This window comes from Arthrobacter ulcerisalmonis (genome assembly GCF_900609065.1).
GTDB classification, from domain to species: Bacteria; Actinomycetota; Actinomycetes; order Actinomycetales; family Micrococcaceae; genus Arthrobacter; species Arthrobacter ulcerisalmonis.
In genome coordinates this window covers 37,881-55,910 of sequence record NZ_UXAU01000032.1, presented here as the reverse complement: position 1 = coordinate 55,910, position 18,030 = coordinate 37,881, and the positions used below count along the sequence as shown (strand labels likewise).

Below are 18,030 nucleotides of genomic sequence, written 5' to 3'. Positions count from 1 at the left end.
GCGTGGGTCATGGCGGTACGCGGCGGTCCTGGCCGCGGCGATCAGGGCCCGGTCTCCTGTGCCGGTGAACGTGCCGGTGTCGGCGGCGAGTTCAGCGTCCACGGCGGTCCGGTCTTCGGCGCTGAGGCAGGCTGTTTCCCGGACGAGGAGTGTGGCGCGCCATTCGTTGAGGTCCCCGGTGTTGAGGGCGGTGAGGGTGTGGGGCATTTCGGTGACGAGGGCTCGGGCGAGGCCAAGGAGCCGGCCGCCGCGGCTGGGGGATTCACGCCGGGCCAATGCTATTTGGGCACTGACGCCGTGGCCTCGCTCGGCGGCGGGCACCCCGGCCGCGGCTTGGGCTGTGCGTTCGAGGGTGTCGAACGCGACGGCCAGCCGGGCTTGGAGGCCAGCGGCCGCGGACTTCAGATCTTCGAGGCCGCGGAGTTGATCAATCAACCCAGCAGCATCCGCAGCGGGCCGAACCCCTGCCACCGCCACCAGTAAATCCGGGACGGTTGCTGGCGTCCATGCAGTCAATGAACGCAACGTGTTGGGGGTGTGGTTGTCGAAGGTGGCGCCGGCTGCGTCCCTGGGCAGGGTGGCGGCAGGTTCCAAGGCAGCGGGTTCCAGGACCGCGGAGGACTGAGAGCCGCCGACCCGGTCAGCGACCAGGGTCTGGAAATCCACTACCTTTGCCATCTCTCAATTTTCCTAGACATCACCGCCGTACACTCGAGGCTTCGGTGCTATGTGGATAAGTCTGGTGCCGTTGCTCCTACCCGTCGAAGCCGTCATCCTCCGGCGCGTGTTTGGCGTTATCTTCACCGGAATCGCCATCAACGTCCTCGTCGGTGGCGGAGGACAACAAAGCCCTGAGGTCGTCTTCGGCAGCAATGGTGGTGACGAAGAAGAGTTCGTCCCCGCCGTCGATCACGTCGTCCCGGCTCGGCGTGATGGGAGCGTGGTCGCGCAGGATCGCCACAAGCGTTGAGTCCTCCGGCCAGTCGATGGCACCGACAGTTTGGCCGATCACGTGCGAGTCGTGCGGGACAGTGAACTCGACGATCGCGGAAACACCCGTCTGAAGCGTCAGGAGCCGGACCAGGTCACCGATCTCCACTGCCTCTTCCACGAGTGCGGTCATCAGCTGCGGAGTATTGACCGCCACGTCAACACCCCAGGAATCGTTGAACATCCAGTCGTTCTTGGGGTTATTGACCCGTCCTACGGTCCGGCCCACCCCGAATTCGGTTTTGGCCAGCAGGGAGACCACCAGGTTGACCTTGTCATCTCCGGTGGCGGACACCACTACATCGGCCTCGTCCACTTTCGCGCCCTGCAGGGTACTCAGCTCGCACGCATCACCCACCAGCCACCGCGCCCCGCGCAGGCCGCTGCGGCCAATAACCTCGGGCTTGAGGTCGATCAGCAAGACATCGTGTTTGTGGGAGAGGAGTTCGCGGGCAATGGACGATCCCACACTGCCAGCGCCAACAATAACTACCTTCACTGGAACTCCTTGCCGGGGCCCTTGGCCAGGATTTGCATGACCTGGGAACTGTTGGCGACGGCCAACATGGCGTGCACGGTGTCGCCGTCCTGGTACAGGGTTTCGCTGCCGGGCAACTGCCCTTCGCCGAACCGGGTCAGGTACGCCACCCGAACTCCGGCGGCTTCCTCGATGGTGCTGATGCGGTGACCCACCCAGCCGGCATCGATATCAAGTTCTGCCAGGACCAGCCGGCCGGACGGTTCGCGGAAATCGCCGGCCAGGTGCTGTTCGGGCAGGATCCGCCGCAGCACCTGGTCCGCGCTCCAGCGCACGGCCGCCACGGTGGGGATGCCGAGCCGCTGGTAGATTTCAGCGCGGCCTGGATCGTAGATGCGCGCAACCACGTGCGGAACGTGGAAGGTTTCCCTGGCGACACGGGTGGCCAGGATGTTGGAATTGTCGCCACTGGAAACCGCGGCGAAGGCGTAGGCCTCATCGACGCCGGCCTGCTTCAGGGTGTCCCGGTCGAAACCGACGCCGGTGACTTTCCGGCCGGTAAAGCTTGGCCGCAGGCGACGAAATGCCCTGTCGTCCTGGTCGATGATTGCAACGTAGTGGCCAGCATCCTCCAGCGTGTGCGCCAGCGTTGCCCCCACCCTGCCACATCCCATGATCACGAAATGCGCCACCGATTCTCCTCTATATTCACCTGACAAGCCATGCAGCTAGAACTCTACCGCCAGCCCACCCCTTCGAGCTGTCCAGGGGCCGTCATGACACAGCCCCGGAATCAGACTAGCTTTGTGGAGTGCTGACAATATTGAACGCCGTCAAACGCGTGTTGGTGGGCCGCCCTTTCCGGAACGATCGGCTCGCCCACACCCTGCTTCCCAAACGGATTGCACTCCCGGTCTTCGCCTCGGACGCGCTGTCCTCCGTGGCGTACGCGCCCGACGAAATTCTGCTCACCCTGGCACTGGCCGGTGTCAGCGCCGTCGCCTTCTCGCCGTGGGTTGGCCTGGCCGTGATGGTGGTGCTGCTGACCGTCGTCGCGTCCTACCGGCAAAACGTCCACGCCTACCCTTCCGGTGGCGGCGACTATGAGATCGCCAACGAGAACCTCGGCAAATATGCGGGCTTGACCGTGGCGTCGGCTCTGCTGGTGGACTACGTGCTGACGGTCGCCGTGTCCATGTCCTCTGCCGCCGCCTACTTGACCACGGCCGTGCCTGCCCTGCATGGGCAACAGGCCCTCATCGCCACCATCGGCGTCGTCATCCTTGCGTTGGTTAACCTGCGCGGCATCAAGGAAGCGGGCAGCGTCTTTGCCGTGCCCACCTACATTTTCATGGCGTCCATCCTGGGCATGACGGCGGTTGGCGTCTACAAAATGGCCACCGGAACCTTGGGGGAGGCGCCGTCCGCCGCGTTCACGATCGTTCCCGCGCAAGGGTTCGATGAGGGACTGGTGGGCCTGGCCGGTGCGTTCCTGCTGCTGCGCGCCTTCTCCTCCGGCGCTGCCGCCTTGACCGGTGTCGAAGCCATCAGCAACGGCGTCCCCAACTTTAAGAAGCCCAAGAGCAAGAACGCCGCCACCACGCTGCTGCTGCTCGGCGTGATTGGCGCCTCCATGCTGGCGGGCATCATGTTCCTCGCGCAGGCGACCAAGGTCCATATCGTCTTGGACCCGGCCACCGAGTTTCTCCTCAACGGCCTGCCCCTGCCGGAGAATTACATCCAAAACCCGGCCATCAGCCAGATCGCGCAGACCATTTTCGGTGCAGGCTCCATCCCGTTCTACATCGTGGTGGCCGCCACCGGCATCATCCTAGTTTTCGCCTCCAACACCGCCTTTAACGGGTTCCCGGTCCTCGGCTCCATCCTCGCCCAGGACGGCTACCTGCCCCGCCAGCTCCGCACCCGCGGCGACCGCCTCGCCTTCAGCAACGGCGTCCTGGCCCTCGCGGCAGGCGCGCTGGTCCTGATCATTGCCTTCAACGCCGATGTCACCAAACTCATCCAGCTCTACATTGTGGGCGTCTTTATCTCCTTCACGGCCAGCCAGTTGGGCATGATCCGGCACTGGGGCCGGGAGCTGAAACTCGCTAAGGACAAGGCCGTCCGACGCCGGATGGCCAAGTCCCGCGCCATCAACACCATGGGCTTCTGCATGACAGCCCTGGTCCTGGTGATCGTGCTGATCACCAAGTTCGAGCAGGGCGCCTGGATCGCGTTGCTGGCCATGTTCGTCTTGTTCCTGATCATGTGGAGCATCCGGGCGCACTACGACAATGTGGCCAAGGAGCTGGCCGTGGACGAGGACTCCTCGCCGCGGGCCCTGCCCACCCGGGTGCACGCGGTCCTGCTCGTCTCGCACGTCCGCAAACCCGTCCTGCGCGCCCTCGCCTACGCCCGGGCGTCCCGGCCCTCGCAGCTGGATGCGATTACTGTGGACATTGACCCCGACGACACCGCGCGCACCGTGGCCGACTGGGAGAAGCTCGAAATCCCGGTCCCCCTGACAGTCCTCGCCAGCCCGTACCGCGAAACCGTGACGCCCATCATGGATTACGTGAAGCAGATGCGGATCGACTCGCCGCGGGACCTCGTGGTGGTCTATATCCCCGAATATGTGGTGGGTAAGTGGTGGGAGCAGTTGGTGCACAACCAGACGGCGCTCCGCATCAAGACCCGCCTGCACTTTGAACCAGGCGTCATGGTGGCCAGCGTCCCATGGCAGCTCAAATCATCCGTTGACGCAAAGAACTTCCAGGACGTGCAATGACTTCCAAGACCACCCGCCCCGCCGCCCAGACCGAAGACCTGGGTTCCCGCGCCGGTGAGGAGGTCGTCCTCGACGTCGGTCCAGTCGCCCATGGCGGGCATTGCGTGGCCCGCCACGATGGCCGGGTGATCTTCGTCCGGCACGCGATCCCCGGCGAGAAGGTGAAGGCCAGGCTGACCGACGCCGGTGAGTCGGCGAAATTCTGGCGCGCGGATGTTGTGGCGGTGCTGGACGCGTCCCCGGATCGGGTGGAGCATTTCTGGCGGCTCGCCGACTCCCGGCGGGCCTGGGAGCACGGCCACCCGCCGGTGGGCGGTGCCGAGTTCGGGCACATCGCGCTGCCACGGCAGCGCGAGCTGAAAGCGGCGGTGCTGGCCGAGCAGCTGTCCCGGCTCGCCGGCGTCGAACTTCCCCTGGCTGGCTGGTCCGGCACCGTAGAGGCGGTGGACAACGCGGACGACGGCGGCCCGGGACTGGGGTGGCGCACTCGCGCCAGCTTCTCGGTCACCAAGGGCGGCAAACTGGGCATGCACGCGCACCGTTCACACCACATCGTGGCGGTCCGCGAGATGCCGTTGGCCCTCGATGCCATCAACGCGCTCCAGCTCTGGGACATCGACCTGCAGGGGATCGACCGGGTTGAAGTTGCAGCACCTGCCAACGGGTCTCGGGTATTGGTGCTCCTGGTGCCGTCGGCCGGAACCACCCCCAAGCGGTTGGCCGGCGTTGCCGCCCAGTTGCCCGCGGACGTTTCCGTTGCTGCCCTTGATCCGGAAACGGGTGAGGTTCAGCAGTTGCGCGGCCGTGCGTGGGTCCAGGAGTCAGCTGCCGGGCACGACTACCGCGTCAGCGGTGCCGGCTTCTGGCAGATCCATCGCCATGCCCCGGCAACGCTGACCGGGGCCGTCCGGGACTTCCTCCAGGGTGGTGGGTTCCTCGCGCCGGGATCGTCAGTGGCCGACCTCTATGCTGGCGCCGGACTGTTCACCGCTGTCCTCGCCGACGAGGTGGGGGAGTCCGGCTCAGTCCTTTCGGTCGAAGGCGCGCCCGGAACCAGCCGGGATGCGCGCAAGAACCTGCATGCCGCTCCACAGGTGGAGATTGTCCAGGGCCGGGTTGAACGGGTCCTGCGGGAGAAGCCCCGGTCCCTGGACGCGATCGTCCTCGATCCGCCCCGGGCCGGTGCCGGCAAAACCGTGGTGGGCCAACTCGTTGCCGCCCAGCCGCGAGGCATCGCGTACGTCTCGTGTGATCCGGCGTCGTTCGCCCGTGACCTGGGTTACTTCCATCAGGCGGGCTGGGACGTCACGGGCTTGCGGGCCTTTGACCTTTACCCCCATACCCACCATCTAGAGACTGTGGCTTTGCTGACGCCCCGGTCCTGAACCCACTATCATGGGGCTGAGAAATCCCGCGTCGCGCTGTATCTGACCGGAGGACCCTGTGCAATTTCCGGGCCCACCACTAATTAGGGCTTCCTAACTAGTTTGCGGACAACCGCGCGACAAAGATGAAACTGTTGCGAGAGGAGTCTGCGATGAGCACTGTGGACAGCTTCGGTTCAAAAGGCAAACTTAATGTAGCCGGAACCGAATACGAAATTTTCCGGTTGAACTCCGTTGAAGGTTCAGAAAACCTTCCGTTCAGCCTCAAGGTACTGCTTGAAAACCTGTTGCGGACTGAGGACGGCGCCAACATCACGGCCGGACACGTTCGTGCCCTGGCGGGTTGGGATCCCAACGCCCAGCCCGATACAGAGATCCAGTTCACGCCTGCCCGCGTGATCATGCAGGACTTCACCGGCGTCCCCTGCGTGGTGGATCTGGCGACCATGCGTGAAGCGGTCAAGGAGATGGGCGGTGACCCCACGCGGGTGAACCCCTTGGCTCCTGCGGAGCTGGTCATCGACCACTCCGTCCAGATCGATGCCTTCGGTAACTCCGGCGCACTGGAGCGCAACATGGAGATCGAATACCAGCGCAACGGCGAGCGTTACCAGTTCCTGCGGTGGGGCCAGACAGCCTTCGATGACTTCAAGGTCGTTCCGCCGGGAACCGGCATCGTGCACCAGGTCAACATCGAGTACCTGGCACGCACCGTCATGACCCGCGAAGTTGGCGGCGCACTCCGGGCCTACCCGGACACCTGCGTTGGCACCGACTCGCACACCACCATGGTCAACGGCATGGGTGTGCTCGGCTGGGGCGTTGGCGGCATCGAAGCCGAGGCTGCCATGCTGGGTCAGCCCGTTTCCATGCTGATCCCGCGCGTGGTCGGCTTCAAGCTGACCGGTTCCATCCCGGCTGGCGCTACCGCCACCGACGTGGTCCTGACCATCACCGAGCAGCTCCGCAAGCACGGCGTTGTCGGCAAGTTCGTGGAGTTCTACGGTGAAGGCGTTGCGGCTGTGCCGCTGGCCAACCGTGCAACGATCGGCAACATGAGCCCGGAATTCGGTTCCACGGCTGCAATGTTCCCCATCGATGACGTCACACTGGACTACCTGCGCCTGACCGGCCGTCCGGATCAGAACGTTGCCCTGGTTGAGGCTTACGCCAAGGAACAGGGCCTCTGGCACGATCCCTCACGCGAGATCAAGTTCTCCGAGTACCTCGAGCTGGACCTGTCTACCGTGGTTCCCTCCATCTCCGGTCCCAAGCGTCCGCAGGACCGCATCGAGCTCTCGGATGCCAAGGAGCAGTTCCGCAAGGACATCCACAACTACGTGGCCATCGAAGACGGCAGCGTTGACGAAGCGTTGGACGAGTCCTTCCCGGCCTCGGATTCGCCGTCTTTCACCCAGCCTGACTCGCACGTCACCGAGACCAACCGAGTTGCTTCGGCAGCCAACGGCGCCTTGGGTCGACCCTCCAACCCGGTGCACGTCAGCACCCAGGATGGCCGCGCGTTCGAGCTCGATCACGGCGCAGTCTCCATCGCGTCCATCACCTCCTGCACCAACACCTCGAACCCTTCGGTGATGTTGGCTGCTGCGCTGCTGGCTCGCAAGGCTGTCGAAAAGGGCCTGACCTCCAAGCCGTGGGTCAAGACCTCTGTGGCACCGGGCTCCAAGGTTGTCACCGACTACTACGAAAAGTCAGGTCTGACGCCTTACTTGGAGAAGCTTGGCTTCTACACCGTGGGCTACGGCTGCGCTACCTGCATCGGCAACTCCGGTCCGTTGGATACCGAGATCTCCGAGGCCATCCAGGCCAACGATCTCTCTGTCACCGCCGTCCTCTCCGGTAACCGCAACTTCGAAGGCCGGATCAACCCGGACGTCAAGATGAACTACCTGGCCTCACCGCCCCTGGTCATCGCGTACGCCCTGGCCGGTTCCATGGACTTCGACTTCGACACCGACGCCCTCGGCCAGGACGAAGCCGGCAACGATGTCTTCCTGAAGGACATCTGGCCCAACCCGGTAGAGGTCCAGGAAGTCATGGACCGGTCGATCGACAGCGACATGTTTGCCCGCGGCTACGCTGGCGTGTTCGACGGCGACGACCGCTGGAAGGCGCTCGATACCCCCGCCGGCGACACCTTCGCCTGGGATCCGAACTCCACGTACGTCCGGAAGCCCCCGTACTTCGAGAACATGTCGGCCGAGCCGACGCCGGTCACGGACATCTCCGCTGCCCGTGTGCTGCTCAAGCTGGGCGATTCGGTCACCACCGACCACATCTCCCCGGCAGGTTCGTTCAAGTCGGACACCCCCGCTGGGCAGTACCTGCTGGCCCACGGTGTGGAGCGCAAGGACTTCAACTCCTACGGCTCACGCCGTGGAAACCACGAAGTGATGATCCGCGGTACCTTCGCGAACATCCGGATCCGGAACCAGATCCTGGACAACGTTGAGGGTGGCTTCACCCGCGACTTCACCCAGGCTGACGGCCCGCAGGCCTATGTCTACGACGCCGCGCAGAACTACCAGGCAGCCGGCACCCCGCTGGTGATCCTGGCCGGCAAGGAGTACGGCTCCGGTTCATCGCGTGACTGGGCTGCCAAGGGAACAGCGCTCTTGGGCGTCAAGGCCGTCGTCGCAGAGAGCTACGAGCGGATCCACCGCTCCAACCTCATCGGCATGGGCGTCCTCCCGCTGCAGTACCCGGCCGGCGAGTCTGCTGCCACCCTGGGCCTGGTGGGCACCGAAACGTTCTCCGTTGAAGGCGTCACCGCCCTGAACGACGGCACCACGCCCAAGACCCTCAAGGTCACGGCAACCGCCGAGGACGGCAAGGTCACCTCGTTTGACGCCGTACTGCGCATCGATACCCCGGGCGAAGCGGATTACTACCGCAACGGCGGCATCCTGCAGTACGTGCTGCGGCAAATCGCAGCCAGCTAGCGGAGCCCGCTCGCAACGCTGCACCAACTGAAGCCCCGGCCGGTCACCGACCAGCCGGGGCTTCGGCTGTCTCATCCTGGTGCCCGGCTTGGTACCGGGCACAGCACGGTCCGCGCCGCTGGAGTCCGTGCGGTGGGCTGAGGAGTTAGAGTTAAGCCGCACGTCTACCACCCGAAGGAGGGGCCATTTGGGAATCCTGGACACCATCCGGACACCGCAGGACCTGAGCAACTTGACCGAGGAACAGCTGACAACGCTGACCTCGGAGATCAGGGATTTCCTGATCACCAATGTTTCCCAGACCGGCGGACACTTGGGCCCCAACCTGGGCGTGGTGGAGTTGACGCTTGCCGTCCACCGGATCTTCGAGTCACCCCGCGACAGCATTATTTTCGACACCGGGCACCAGTCGTACGTCCACAAGTTGCTGACCGGCCGCCAGGATTTCAGCACACTCCGGCAGGAAGGCGGCATGTCCGGCTACCCGTCCCGGGCAGAATCCGAGCATGACATCGTGGAGAGCTCCCACGCCTCGTCGTCGCTGTCCTGGGCGGATGGCATCTCCCGGGCCCGGCAACTGACAGGCGACGGCGATCGCTACGTCGTTGCTGTGGTGGGCGACGGTGCCCTCACCGGCGGCATGGCCTGGGAAGCCATCAACAACATCGCTGCAGACAAGCGGCGGCGCGTGGTGATCGTGGTCAATGACAACGGCCGCTCCTACGCACCCACTGTCGGCGGCTTGGCCGACCACCTGGCATCCCTGCGGCCCACCATCGACTCCTTCCGTGCCGCCCCGGCCTACGAGGGTGCCCTGGACTGGTGCAAGCGCCAACTCCTCAAGGCAGGCCCGGCCGGCCAACTGACCTACAAGAGCCTGCATGCCACCAAGAAGGGCATCAAGGACTGGTGGGCGCCGCAGGGCATGTTCGAGGACCTGGGCATGAAGTACATCGGCCCGGTGGACGGCCATGACCTGCAAGCCATGGAAAACGCCCTGTCCACGGCCAAGAACTTTGCCGGCCCGGTGATTGTGCACGCGATGACTGAAAAGGGTCACGGCTACGCTCCGGCCCGCGCCAACGAGGCTGATCAGTTTCACGCCGTTGGCATCATCGACCCGGAGACCGGTGAGCCCACAGGCAGCGCCGGCGCACAATCGTGGACGTCCGTCTTTGCCGACGAGATTGCTGCCATCGCTGACGAGCGTGCCGACGTCGTGGGGATTACCGGCGCCATGCTCATCCCGGTGGGCCTGCACAAGTTCGCCGCCAAGCACCCGGACCGCGTGATCGACGTCGGCATCGCCGAGCAGCACGCCCTCACGTCCGCAGCCGGGATGGCGTTTGGTGGCCTGCACCCGGTGGTGGCCCTCTACGCCACGTTCCTGAACCGAGCCTTTGACCAGCTGTTGATGGATGTGGCACTGCACAAGGCTGGCGTGACGATCGTCCTGGACCGGGCTGGTGTCACGGGTCCGGACGGCGCCAGCCACCACGGCATGTGGGACATGGCAATGGTCCAGATTGTTCCCGGCCTGCACCTGGCAGCCCCGCGCGATGCCAGCAGGCTGCGCGAGGAGTTGCGCGAGGCAGTGGCCATCAGTGATGCGCCCAGCGTGGTGCGGTTCTCCAAGGGTTCCGTGGGAGCCGAAATTGAGGCGATCGAACGGTTGAGTGACGGCGTCGACGTTTTGGCCCGCCGGCCTGCCGGTTCCACCGGTAACGACGTCTTGATCGTCAGCGTCGGTGCCATGTCCGAACTGTCCCTGGACGTCGCCAACCGGCTCGGCGCGCAAGGGATTTCCACCACGGTGGTGGACCCTAGGTGGGTACTGCCGGTACGCCAATCCATCATTGCGCTGGCCTCGCACCACCGGCTGGTCATCTGCATCGAGGACGGCGTCCGTGCCGGCGGCGTAGGTTCCCGGATCCGCCAGGAAATGCGGGCGGCCGGCGTGGATACTGCCCTGAACGAGGTGGGCCTGCCCGTCGAGTTCCTCGATCACGGCACCCGCAGCCAGGTCCTGGAACGCGTCGGCGTGACGGCTCAACAGATCACGCACGACGTCGTCGCCCAAGTTTTGGGGACCAAGGTTCCGTTCGCCAGGCCGCTGCCAGGTCAGCAGCACCCTACCACCGGCAGCCTGCCGATCCTGTGACGGCCCAACAACTTCACACCTACCCCGGAATGCTGGGCGGCTCCGTCGCCGCCGTAGACCCCGAGGTGGCACGCGTCCCGCCTGCCCTGAAACCTGGGCAGCTGGTGGTGGCACGTAACCGCAAGTGGAACGGTAAAGCGCACTGGGTGGTGCCCGGCCGCTACCTGGGCGAAGACGAGCACGGCTGGTGGATCTTCCAGGGCACCCACGAGTTCTGCTCCCGCCCCGGCCTGGCGTTCTACACCCAGTCCGACGCTGTCCTCCTGGTTCCGCGCACCGGCGACTGGGTAGCCACCTTCTACGACGGTGCCCATCCAGGCGGCATGCACGTCTACATTGACCTTGCCCTAGCGCATCAGTGGAATCCCATCAGGAACAACGTCTGCGAGTTCCACGTCATCGACATGGACCTCGATGTCATCAACACCCGGGACCGCGGCGTGTTTATCGATGACGAAGACGAATTTGCCGAGCATCGGGTGGCCATGGCCTATCCCGACGACCTCGCCGCCTCGCTGCAGGACAGCGCAGCCCACCTTTTTCAGGCCGTCACAGCGCAGCAGGCGCCGTTTGATGGCACCGACGCCGCATGGTTCAGCAAGGGACGCACATGAGCGACATTGTCAGGGTTTACAAACGCGACACCGAAAACGTTCTGCACTTCAGGGAGGCGTGGTTCGACACCGATTACAGCCAGTTCGTCATGAACTACGGCGTGGTGGGCCACCAGAGCAAAACCGAGGAAACGGACGTGCCGGGCGAAGACGAAGCCAACGGACTGCTTGATGCTTTCGCAGCCCAGTGCGCAGAAGACGGCTACACCGAAATCCCGGAAGCGGAGCAGTTCTGGGTGGTGGCCCAGTTCGCGCTGAAAACCCGCGAAGGTACCGAGCGGGACCGCTACCTTGAGGAGAAGGCCACCGACGCCCTCATCAGCCACCTGGCGTGGCGCGGCTTGGGGACCGTTGAACGCTCCGAATTCACCGACTATAAACTCAACATCTTCTGCCTGGTCCCCGACGCCAACAAGGCCGTCAACGCGGTCAAGATCTGCGCCCGCGGCGAGGACCTGGACTTCACCAAGCTGAGCATCGGCGCTGCCACCTTCGGCGAACCGAACGCCTTCAAACTCAAGCACTCGGCCAAACCCGCCACCGGCTTCAGCCTCTAGGAGAGAACCATGACCAGGTACCGTCGCGTTGGCCGATCTGGCCTCAGCGTTTCAACAGTAGGGCTCGGCTGCAACAACCTGGGCCGGGCCAATACGGCCACCGAGACGCAGGACGGCACCAACGCCGTCGTCCATGCAGCGCTCGACGCCGGCATCACCCTTTTCGACGTCGCTGACGCTTACGGGAGCGAACCCGGGCTCAGCGAAGTGATGTTGGGCAAGGCCCTGGCCGGGCGTCGCGACGGCGCAGTGGTCGCCACGAAATTCGGGATGGACATGAAGGGCGCCAGCGGACCCGACTTCGCGGCCCGCGGCTCCCGCCGCTACATCATCCAGGCTGTGGAAGCCTCACTGCGGAGGCTCGGAACGGACTGGATCGACCTGTACCAGTTCCACACCCCGGACCCCCTGACACCCATCGACGAGACGATCTCAGCGCTGGATGACCTGGTGCGCAGCGGCAAGGTGCGCTACATCGGCCACTCCAACCGGTCCGGCTGGCAGATCGCGCAGGCCGAGTACGTCGCCCGGGAACTCGGCGGCGCCCGCTTCATCTCCACGCAGAACCACTACAACCTGCTGGACCGGCGTGCTGAGCAGGAAGTGACGCCGTCTGCCGAGGAATTTGGCTTGGGTGTGTTGCCGTACTTCCCGCTGGCCAACGGCCTCCTCACCGGCAAGTATTCGCCCGGTTTCGCGCCGGCCGGTTCCCGCCTCAGCCACACCCGCACCACCATGGTGGACGACGCCGACTGGGACCAGTTGGGAGCCTTCAGCAGCTTCGCTAAAGAACGGGGCCGCACCGAAATCGAAGTGGCGTTCTCCTGGCTCGCCGCGCAGCCATCCGTCGCCAGCGTCATCGCCGGTGCCACCCAGCCCGAACAGGTCCGGCAAAACTCGGCAGCCGCCGATTGGCAGCCCACACCGGCGGACCTGGCCGAACTGGACAGCATCTTCCCTGCCGTCCCCAAGGTGGCCCTCTTCTGACGCCTCCGGCGCGTCCCTACAGGGGCGCGTCGGCTGGTGCGTCCACGTCCAGGGACAGCAGCGCGTTCTCGACCACTTCCATCAAAGCCGGGTGGATCCAGTACGGGCCGCGCGCCAGCTGCGACACCGTGGTGCCCATGTTCATCGCCTGCACCAGCGGCTGGATGAGCAGGGACGCCTCGTGGCCTATCACGTGCGCACCCAACAGCTTGCCGGTGGCCTTCTCGGCGATCAGCTTGACCACGCCTTCCTCGTCCGACATCGCCCAACCGTAGGCGGTGCTGCCGTAGTCCTGGACCGCCGTCGTAATCTCCGTGCCCGGCGCCGCACTGGACCGGGCGTCCGTCTCGGACAGCCCCACGGACGCCACCTGCGGGTTGGCGAATACGGCGAACGGGACGGCCGTGTAGTCGATGCTGCGCGGCTGGTCGGGGTGTTCCAGGTTGTGGCTCACCACGCGGGCTTCCCGGTTGGCTACGTGCTTGAGCTGATATTCGTTGGCGACGTCCCCCAAGGCGTACACGCCGGCAACCGGGGCTCCGCCTGAGCGCACCTGCAGGTACTGGTCCACGGCGATGGTGCCGGCGTCGGTAAGGTCGAAGCCCGCTGCGCCAGCATCCAGGCGGTCTGCGTTGGGTACCCGGCCGGTGGCCATCAGCACCACGTCGGCAGGCAATCGAAGTTCAGCGCCGGCATTGTCGGTAAAGACCACGGTGACCGACCCGTCCCCGTTGTCCTCCACGGACTGCAGCGAGTGGCCCAGGGTGAGCTTCCAGCGGCTGGCTGCTGCAGTGGCAAAGCGTTCGGCGATCTCGGCATCGATGCCTCGCAGCAGGCGCTCCGACCGGTTCACCTGCGTGACCTGGGAGCCGAAGCCGTGGAAGATGGACGCGAACTCGGCGGCAATGTACCCGCCGCCCACCACAACCACCCGGGCCGGGAGCCCATCAAGGCGCATGACGGTGTCGGAGGTGTGGACCTGGGGCAGGTCCACCCCGGGAACCTCGGGCAGGACGGCGCGTGAACCGGCCGCAATGACCACTCGGTCGGCGGAAATTTCGACGCCGGATTCCGTCACCAGGGTGCGGGGGCTGCTGAACGTGGCGTACTCCTGGTACAGGTCAACGTTGTCCAGTTCGTCGGCGCGGTAGGCCTTGCCAGCTGCGGAGATCGCGTCGATCCGGCCGAAGATCCGGTCCCGGATGTCGTTCCAGTGCACGGCATCCCGGCTCAAGTCGACGCCGAGCTTAGCGGCTTCCTTGGGTGCTGCTGCCAGGGCTGCGGGGTAGACGTACATTTTGGTGGGAATGCAGCCGACGTTCAAGCATGTCCCACCGAAAACGCCACCGTCGATGATGGCCACCCGCTTGTCATCCCAGTACGGCGTCACCAGCGAGTTACCAGAGCCGGAGCCAATGATTGCGAGGTCGTAGTGGGGCATGATTCCATCTTTCACTGCAGGAGCTGGCGGTGGTCCGCCAAGCCTTCTCCGGCAGTTTATGGCAGCCCTGCATGGTTACGGGTAATCGTGCAGGGCTGCCAAGGTTGAGAAGATGCTAGGCAGCGACGCCGGACGCCACCCCTGCGGGCAGGAACCGTTTGCCGTTGACCCGTTCCGAGGCGCCAACCCGGTCAAGGTACGGTGTGATGCCACCCAGGAACATGGGCCAGCCGGCGCCGAGGATCATGCACAGGTCAATGTCTTCCGGACCTGCCACTACGCCCTCCGCCAACATCAAACCGATCTCCTCGGCCAAGGCATCCTGGGTGCGGTGCAGCACTTCTTCTGCCGTGGAAGGAGCCTGGCCAAAGGACATCAGGTCCAGGGTCGCGGCGGGGATCTGCGGCGTTCCCGCGCCATCGGCAGCCCACAGGCCCTTGACGCCGTTGTCGATCAATTTCTGCAGGTTGGCCGACACGGCAAAGCGGTCGCCGAAGGCCGCATGCAGCGACTCCTGGACGTGCTGCGCCACCGGCAGTCCCACCATGGCCAGGAGCGTGAACGGCGTCATGGGCAGGCCCATCGGCCGCAGCGCCGAGTCGGCAACGTGGGCAGGTGTGCCTTCGTCAAACGCTGCGGTCACCTCACCCATGAGCCGGAGCAGGATGCGGTTCACCACGAAGGCGGCTGCGTCCTTGACCAGCACGCCCGTCTTCTTCAGGCCTTTGGCGAGCTCGAATGCGGTGGCCAGCACGGCGTCGTCCGTTCGGGGCGCACGCACAATCTCCAGCAGTGGCATCACTGCCACCGGGTTGAAGAAGTGGAAGCCCACCAACCGTTCCGGGTGCTGCAGGTCTGCGGCCATGGCGGTCACGGAGAGGGACGAGGTGTTGGTGGCCAGGATGCACTCCGGGCTGACAATTGCTTCGAGTTCGGCAAACACCTGCTTCTTGATGGCGAGCTCTTCGAAGACAGCCTCGATCACAAAGTCGGCGTCCGCGAATGCTGCCTTGTCCACCGATCCGGTGACCAGCGCCTTGGTACGGTTGGCGGCGTCCTGGCTGATGCGTTTCTTGGCCAGGAGCTTGTCGACCTCGGCATGGACGTAGCTGACGCCTTTGTCCACCCGGGCCTGGTCGATGTCTGTGAGCACCACTGGAACCTTCAGCTGGCGGGCAAACAGGAGAGCCAGCTGGCCTGCCATGAGGCCAGCGCCCACCACACCCACCTTGGTCACCGGGCGGGCCAGTTTTCGGTCCGGGGCGCCCGCAGGGCGCTTGGAACGTTTCTGTACCAGGTCCAGGAAGGCGTAGACGGTGGAGCGGAACTCGTCGGTCTGCATCAGATCAGCCAGTGTCTCGCATTCGAGCGTGGCTGATTCCTGCTGTGTCATGGTGCGGTTGGCGGCCATGACGTCAAGGACCTTGCCTGGCGCCGGTGCGGCGTTGGAGTTTTTGGCCTCGATCAGTTTCCGGCCGGCGGTGATCGCGGCCTCCCAGCGCTCGGCCACGTCGGGAGCGGTGGCGTCGACGGCGTTGACACGGGCCGGGGTGACTTCAGCGGCGATGACGCTGGCCGCCCAGGCGACCGACTGCTCAACGAAGTCGGCCGGTTCGAAGATGGCATCTGCCACCCCCAGGTCAAAGGCCTGGGGTCCGCTCAGCGTCCGATTGTTGCTGAGCGGGTTTTCGATCATGACCTTGATGGCGTTTTCCGGTCCGATCAGGCGCGGCAGGATGTATACGCCGCCCCATCCCGGGACCAGGCCGATGAAGGCTTCGGGCAAGGCCAGCGCGCCGGCGCCAGTGGAGACGGTGCGGTAGGTGGACTGCAGGGCGATTTCCAGCCCGCCGCCCAATGCCGCGCCGTTGATGAAAGCGAAGCTGGGGACGCCCAGGTTGGCCAGGGTTGCATAGACATCGTGCCCCAGCTGCGCCATCCACAGGCCGTGATCGCGCTCCTCCAAGGATTTGACCGCGGACAGGTCTGCGCCGGCCACCAGGTAGTACGGTTTGCCGGTCACGCCCACGCCAACGATTTCGCCGCGGGCAGCACGGTCCCGGAGGCCCTCGAGGGTCTGGCCAAGCTCTAGGAGAGTCTTAGGGCCCAAGGTGGTGGGCTTGGAGTGGTCCAGGCCGTTATCCAGCGTGAGCAGGGCAAACGTGCCGGGGCTTGATTTTCCCGAAGTGCCGGGCAAGGCGATGTCCTGCACATAGGAGTGGGTGACCGTTTCGTCGGGGAACAGGTCAGCGAACTGGCTAAAGTCTGCGGCGCTCATGCCATGGCTCCTTCGATGCTGTAGGCGGTTTCCGATACGGCAGTGGTTGCCGGCACATCAGTGGCTGCCGAACTTCCGGCGTGCCCGCTGTAGTCCGGGTGATGGGGGTTTTCCCAGATGACGGTGGCGCCCATGCCCAGGCCGATGCACATGGTGGTGAGGCCGTACCGCACGGAGGGGTCAGCCTCAAACTGGCGTGCCAGTTGGGTCATCAGACGCACGCCCGAGGAGGCGAGCGGGTGTCCTACGGCGATGGCACCGCCGTAGCGGTTGACCCGGGGATCGTTGTCAGCGATGCCAAAGTGATCCAGGAAGCTGAGAACCTGGACGGCGAAGGCCTCATTGATTTCGAACAGGCCGATGTCGGCGATGTCCAGGCCGGCGTTGCGCAGGGCTTTCTCGGTGGCAGGAACCGGGCCGATGCCCATGACCTCAGGCGCCACGCCTGCGTAGGCGAAACTGACCATCCGCATCTTGACGGGCAAGCCCAGTTCGGCGGCGGCGTCGGAGGACGCCAGCAGAGCCGCGGTGGCGCCATCGTTGAGGCCGGAGGCGTTCCCTGCCGTCACGCGGCCGTGGGCACGGAACGGCGTCTTCAGGCCCGCCAGGTCAGCCATGCTGGTTCCAGGGCGGGGTGCCTCGTCAACGGTGTTGACGGTCCAGCCCTGTCCGGCCTTCATGGTGGCCACGGGGACCAGGTCCGGTTGGATGACGCCGTCCGAGTAGGCTGCGGCCAGCTTGTCCTGGGAGGCGACCGCGTAGGCATCGGTGCGCTCTTTGGTGATGGCGGGGAAGCGGTCGTGCAAGTTTTCCGCGGTGTTGCCCATGTTCAGGGCGGCGGGATCAACCAGCCGCTCGGACATGAACCGGGGGTTCGGGTCGGCGTTGGCGCCCATCGGATGGTTGCCCATGTGCTCCACGCCGCCAGCAATCACCACGTCATAGGCGCCAAAGCCAATGCCGCCGGCGGTGGCCGTCACGGCTGTCATGGCGCCCGCGCACATCCGGTCGATGGCGAAGCCTGGGACGGTGCGGGGGAGCCCAGCCAGGAGTGCAGCGGTCCGGCCAAGGGTCAGGCCCTGGTCGCCAACCTGGGTGGTGGCAGCAATCGCAACCTCGTCGATACGCTCCGGCGGGAGGCTCGGATTGCGCCGCATCAATTCCCTGATGCATTTCACGATCAGGTCATCTGCGCGCGTTCCAGCGTAGATCCCTTTCTCGCCGGCGCGGCCAAAGGGGGTGCGGACACCGTCAACAAAGACGACGTCGCGGACTGCGCGCTGGGCGGCGCCGGTTCCGGGCTGGCTCACGTAGTACTCCTCATCGAGACGTTGCGTTGGGCGCATGCCGCAATACGGCATGACCAAACGTCGGTACCACGATGTTAC

12 protein-coding genes and 1 pseudogene are annotated in these 18,030 nt (G+C 65.0%); 7 read left to right on the top strand and 6 right to left on the bottom strand.

Translation table 11 applies throughout. The annotated features are described in order from the left end of the window. The 3 genes and pseudogenes from PSET11_RS11485 to PSET11_RS11475 all read right to left on the bottom strand — a co-directional run. Positions 1-678 (bottom strand): annotated as a pseudogene (locus PSET11_RS11485) (HNH endonuclease); the annotation flags it as partial. Positions 679-754: 76 nt separating this feature from the next. Then, positions 755-1,489 (bottom strand): potassium channel family protein, encoded by a 735-nt coding sequence (locus PSET11_RS11480; RefSeq protein WP_124092419.1) that lies wholly within the window; start codon positions 1,487-1,489, stop codon positions 755-757. Continuing rightward, the gene (locus tag PSET11_RS11475) at positions 1,486-2,160 is read right to left on the bottom strand and encodes a potassium channel family protein (RefSeq protein ID WP_124092417.1); all 675 of its coding nucleotides are present in this window, start codon (positions 2,158-2,160) and stop codon (positions 1,486-1,488) included. The genes PSET11_RS11480 and PSET11_RS11475 overlap by 4 nt, the downstream gene beginning before the upstream one ends. 119 nt (positions 2,161-2,279) lie before the next feature. Between PSET11_RS11475 and PSET11_RS11470 the strand changes: the two genes are divergently transcribed. From PSET11_RS11470 to PSET11_RS11440, 7 genes are all read left to right on the top strand, one after another. Further along, entirely contained in the window at positions 2,280-4,256 is a 1,977-nt protein-coding gene (locus PSET11_RS11470; protein ID WP_124092415.1) for an APC family permease, read from the top strand. Then, complete coding sequence (locus PSET11_RS11465; RefSeq protein ID WP_124092413.1) at positions 4,253-5,641, top strand: class I SAM-dependent RNA methyltransferase; 1,389 nt, start codon at positions 4,253-4,255, stop codon at positions 5,639-5,641. Before PSET11_RS11470 ends, PSET11_RS11465 begins: the two co-directional genes overlap by 4 nt. 152 nt (positions 5,642-5,793) lie before the next feature. After that, positions 5,794-8,604 carry an aconitate hydratase AcnA gene (gene acnA / locus PSET11_RS11460; RefSeq protein WP_124092411.1) on the top strand — a complete coding sequence of 937 codons (2,811 nt, stop codon included), beginning with the start codon at positions 5,794-5,796 and terminating at the stop codon, positions 8,602-8,604. Positions 8,605-8,791: 187 nt separating this feature from the next. Continuing rightward, entirely contained in the window at positions 8,792-10,765 is a 1,974-nt protein-coding gene (dxs, locus tag PSET11_RS11455) for a 1-deoxy-D-xylulose-5-phosphate synthase (protein ID WP_124092409.1), read from the top strand. Positions 10,766-10,794: 29 nt separating this feature from the next. Continuing rightward, on the top strand, positions 10,795-11,379 hold the full coding sequence (locus PSET11_RS11450) for a DUF402 domain-containing protein (protein ID WP_124092425.1): 585 nt from the start codon (positions 10,795-10,797) through the stop codon (positions 11,377-11,379). Continuing rightward, entirely contained in the window at positions 11,376-11,936 is a 561-nt protein-coding gene (locus PSET11_RS11445; RefSeq protein WP_124092407.1) for a hypothetical protein, read from the top strand. Before PSET11_RS11450 ends, PSET11_RS11445 begins: the two co-directional genes overlap by 4 nt. Positions 11,937-11,945: 9 nt before the next feature. Then, positions 11,946-12,923: an aldo/keto reductase gene (locus PSET11_RS11440; RefSeq protein WP_124092405.1), complete on the top strand. Its 978-nt coding sequence runs from the start codon at positions 11,946-11,948 to the stop codon at positions 12,921-12,923. Between the two features lie 16 nt (positions 12,924-12,939). On the opposite strand, the gene PSET11_RS11435 is transcribed toward PSET11_RS11440, so the two are convergent. From PSET11_RS11435 to PSET11_RS11425, 3 genes are all read right to left on the bottom strand, one after another. After that, entirely contained in the window at positions 12,940-14,364 is a 1,425-nt protein-coding gene (locus PSET11_RS11435) for a mycothione reductase (protein WP_124092403.1), read from the bottom strand. A 115-nt stretch (positions 14,365-14,479) separates the two neighbouring features. Continuing rightward, positions 14,480-16,642, bottom strand: coding sequence for a 3-hydroxyacyl-CoA dehydrogenase NAD-binding domain-containing protein (locus tag PSET11_RS11430; protein WP_124092401.1), 2,163 nt, complete (start codon positions 16,640-16,642; stop codon positions 14,480-14,482). Beyond that, a complete protein-coding gene (locus tag PSET11_RS11425) occupies positions 16,639-17,952 on the bottom strand; it encodes a thiolase family protein (RefSeq protein WP_203415962.1) in 1,314 nt (437 codons plus the stop codon). Before PSET11_RS11425 ends, PSET11_RS11430 begins: the two co-directional genes overlap by 4 nt. Between the last annotated feature and the right edge of the window lie 78 nt (positions 17,953-18,030).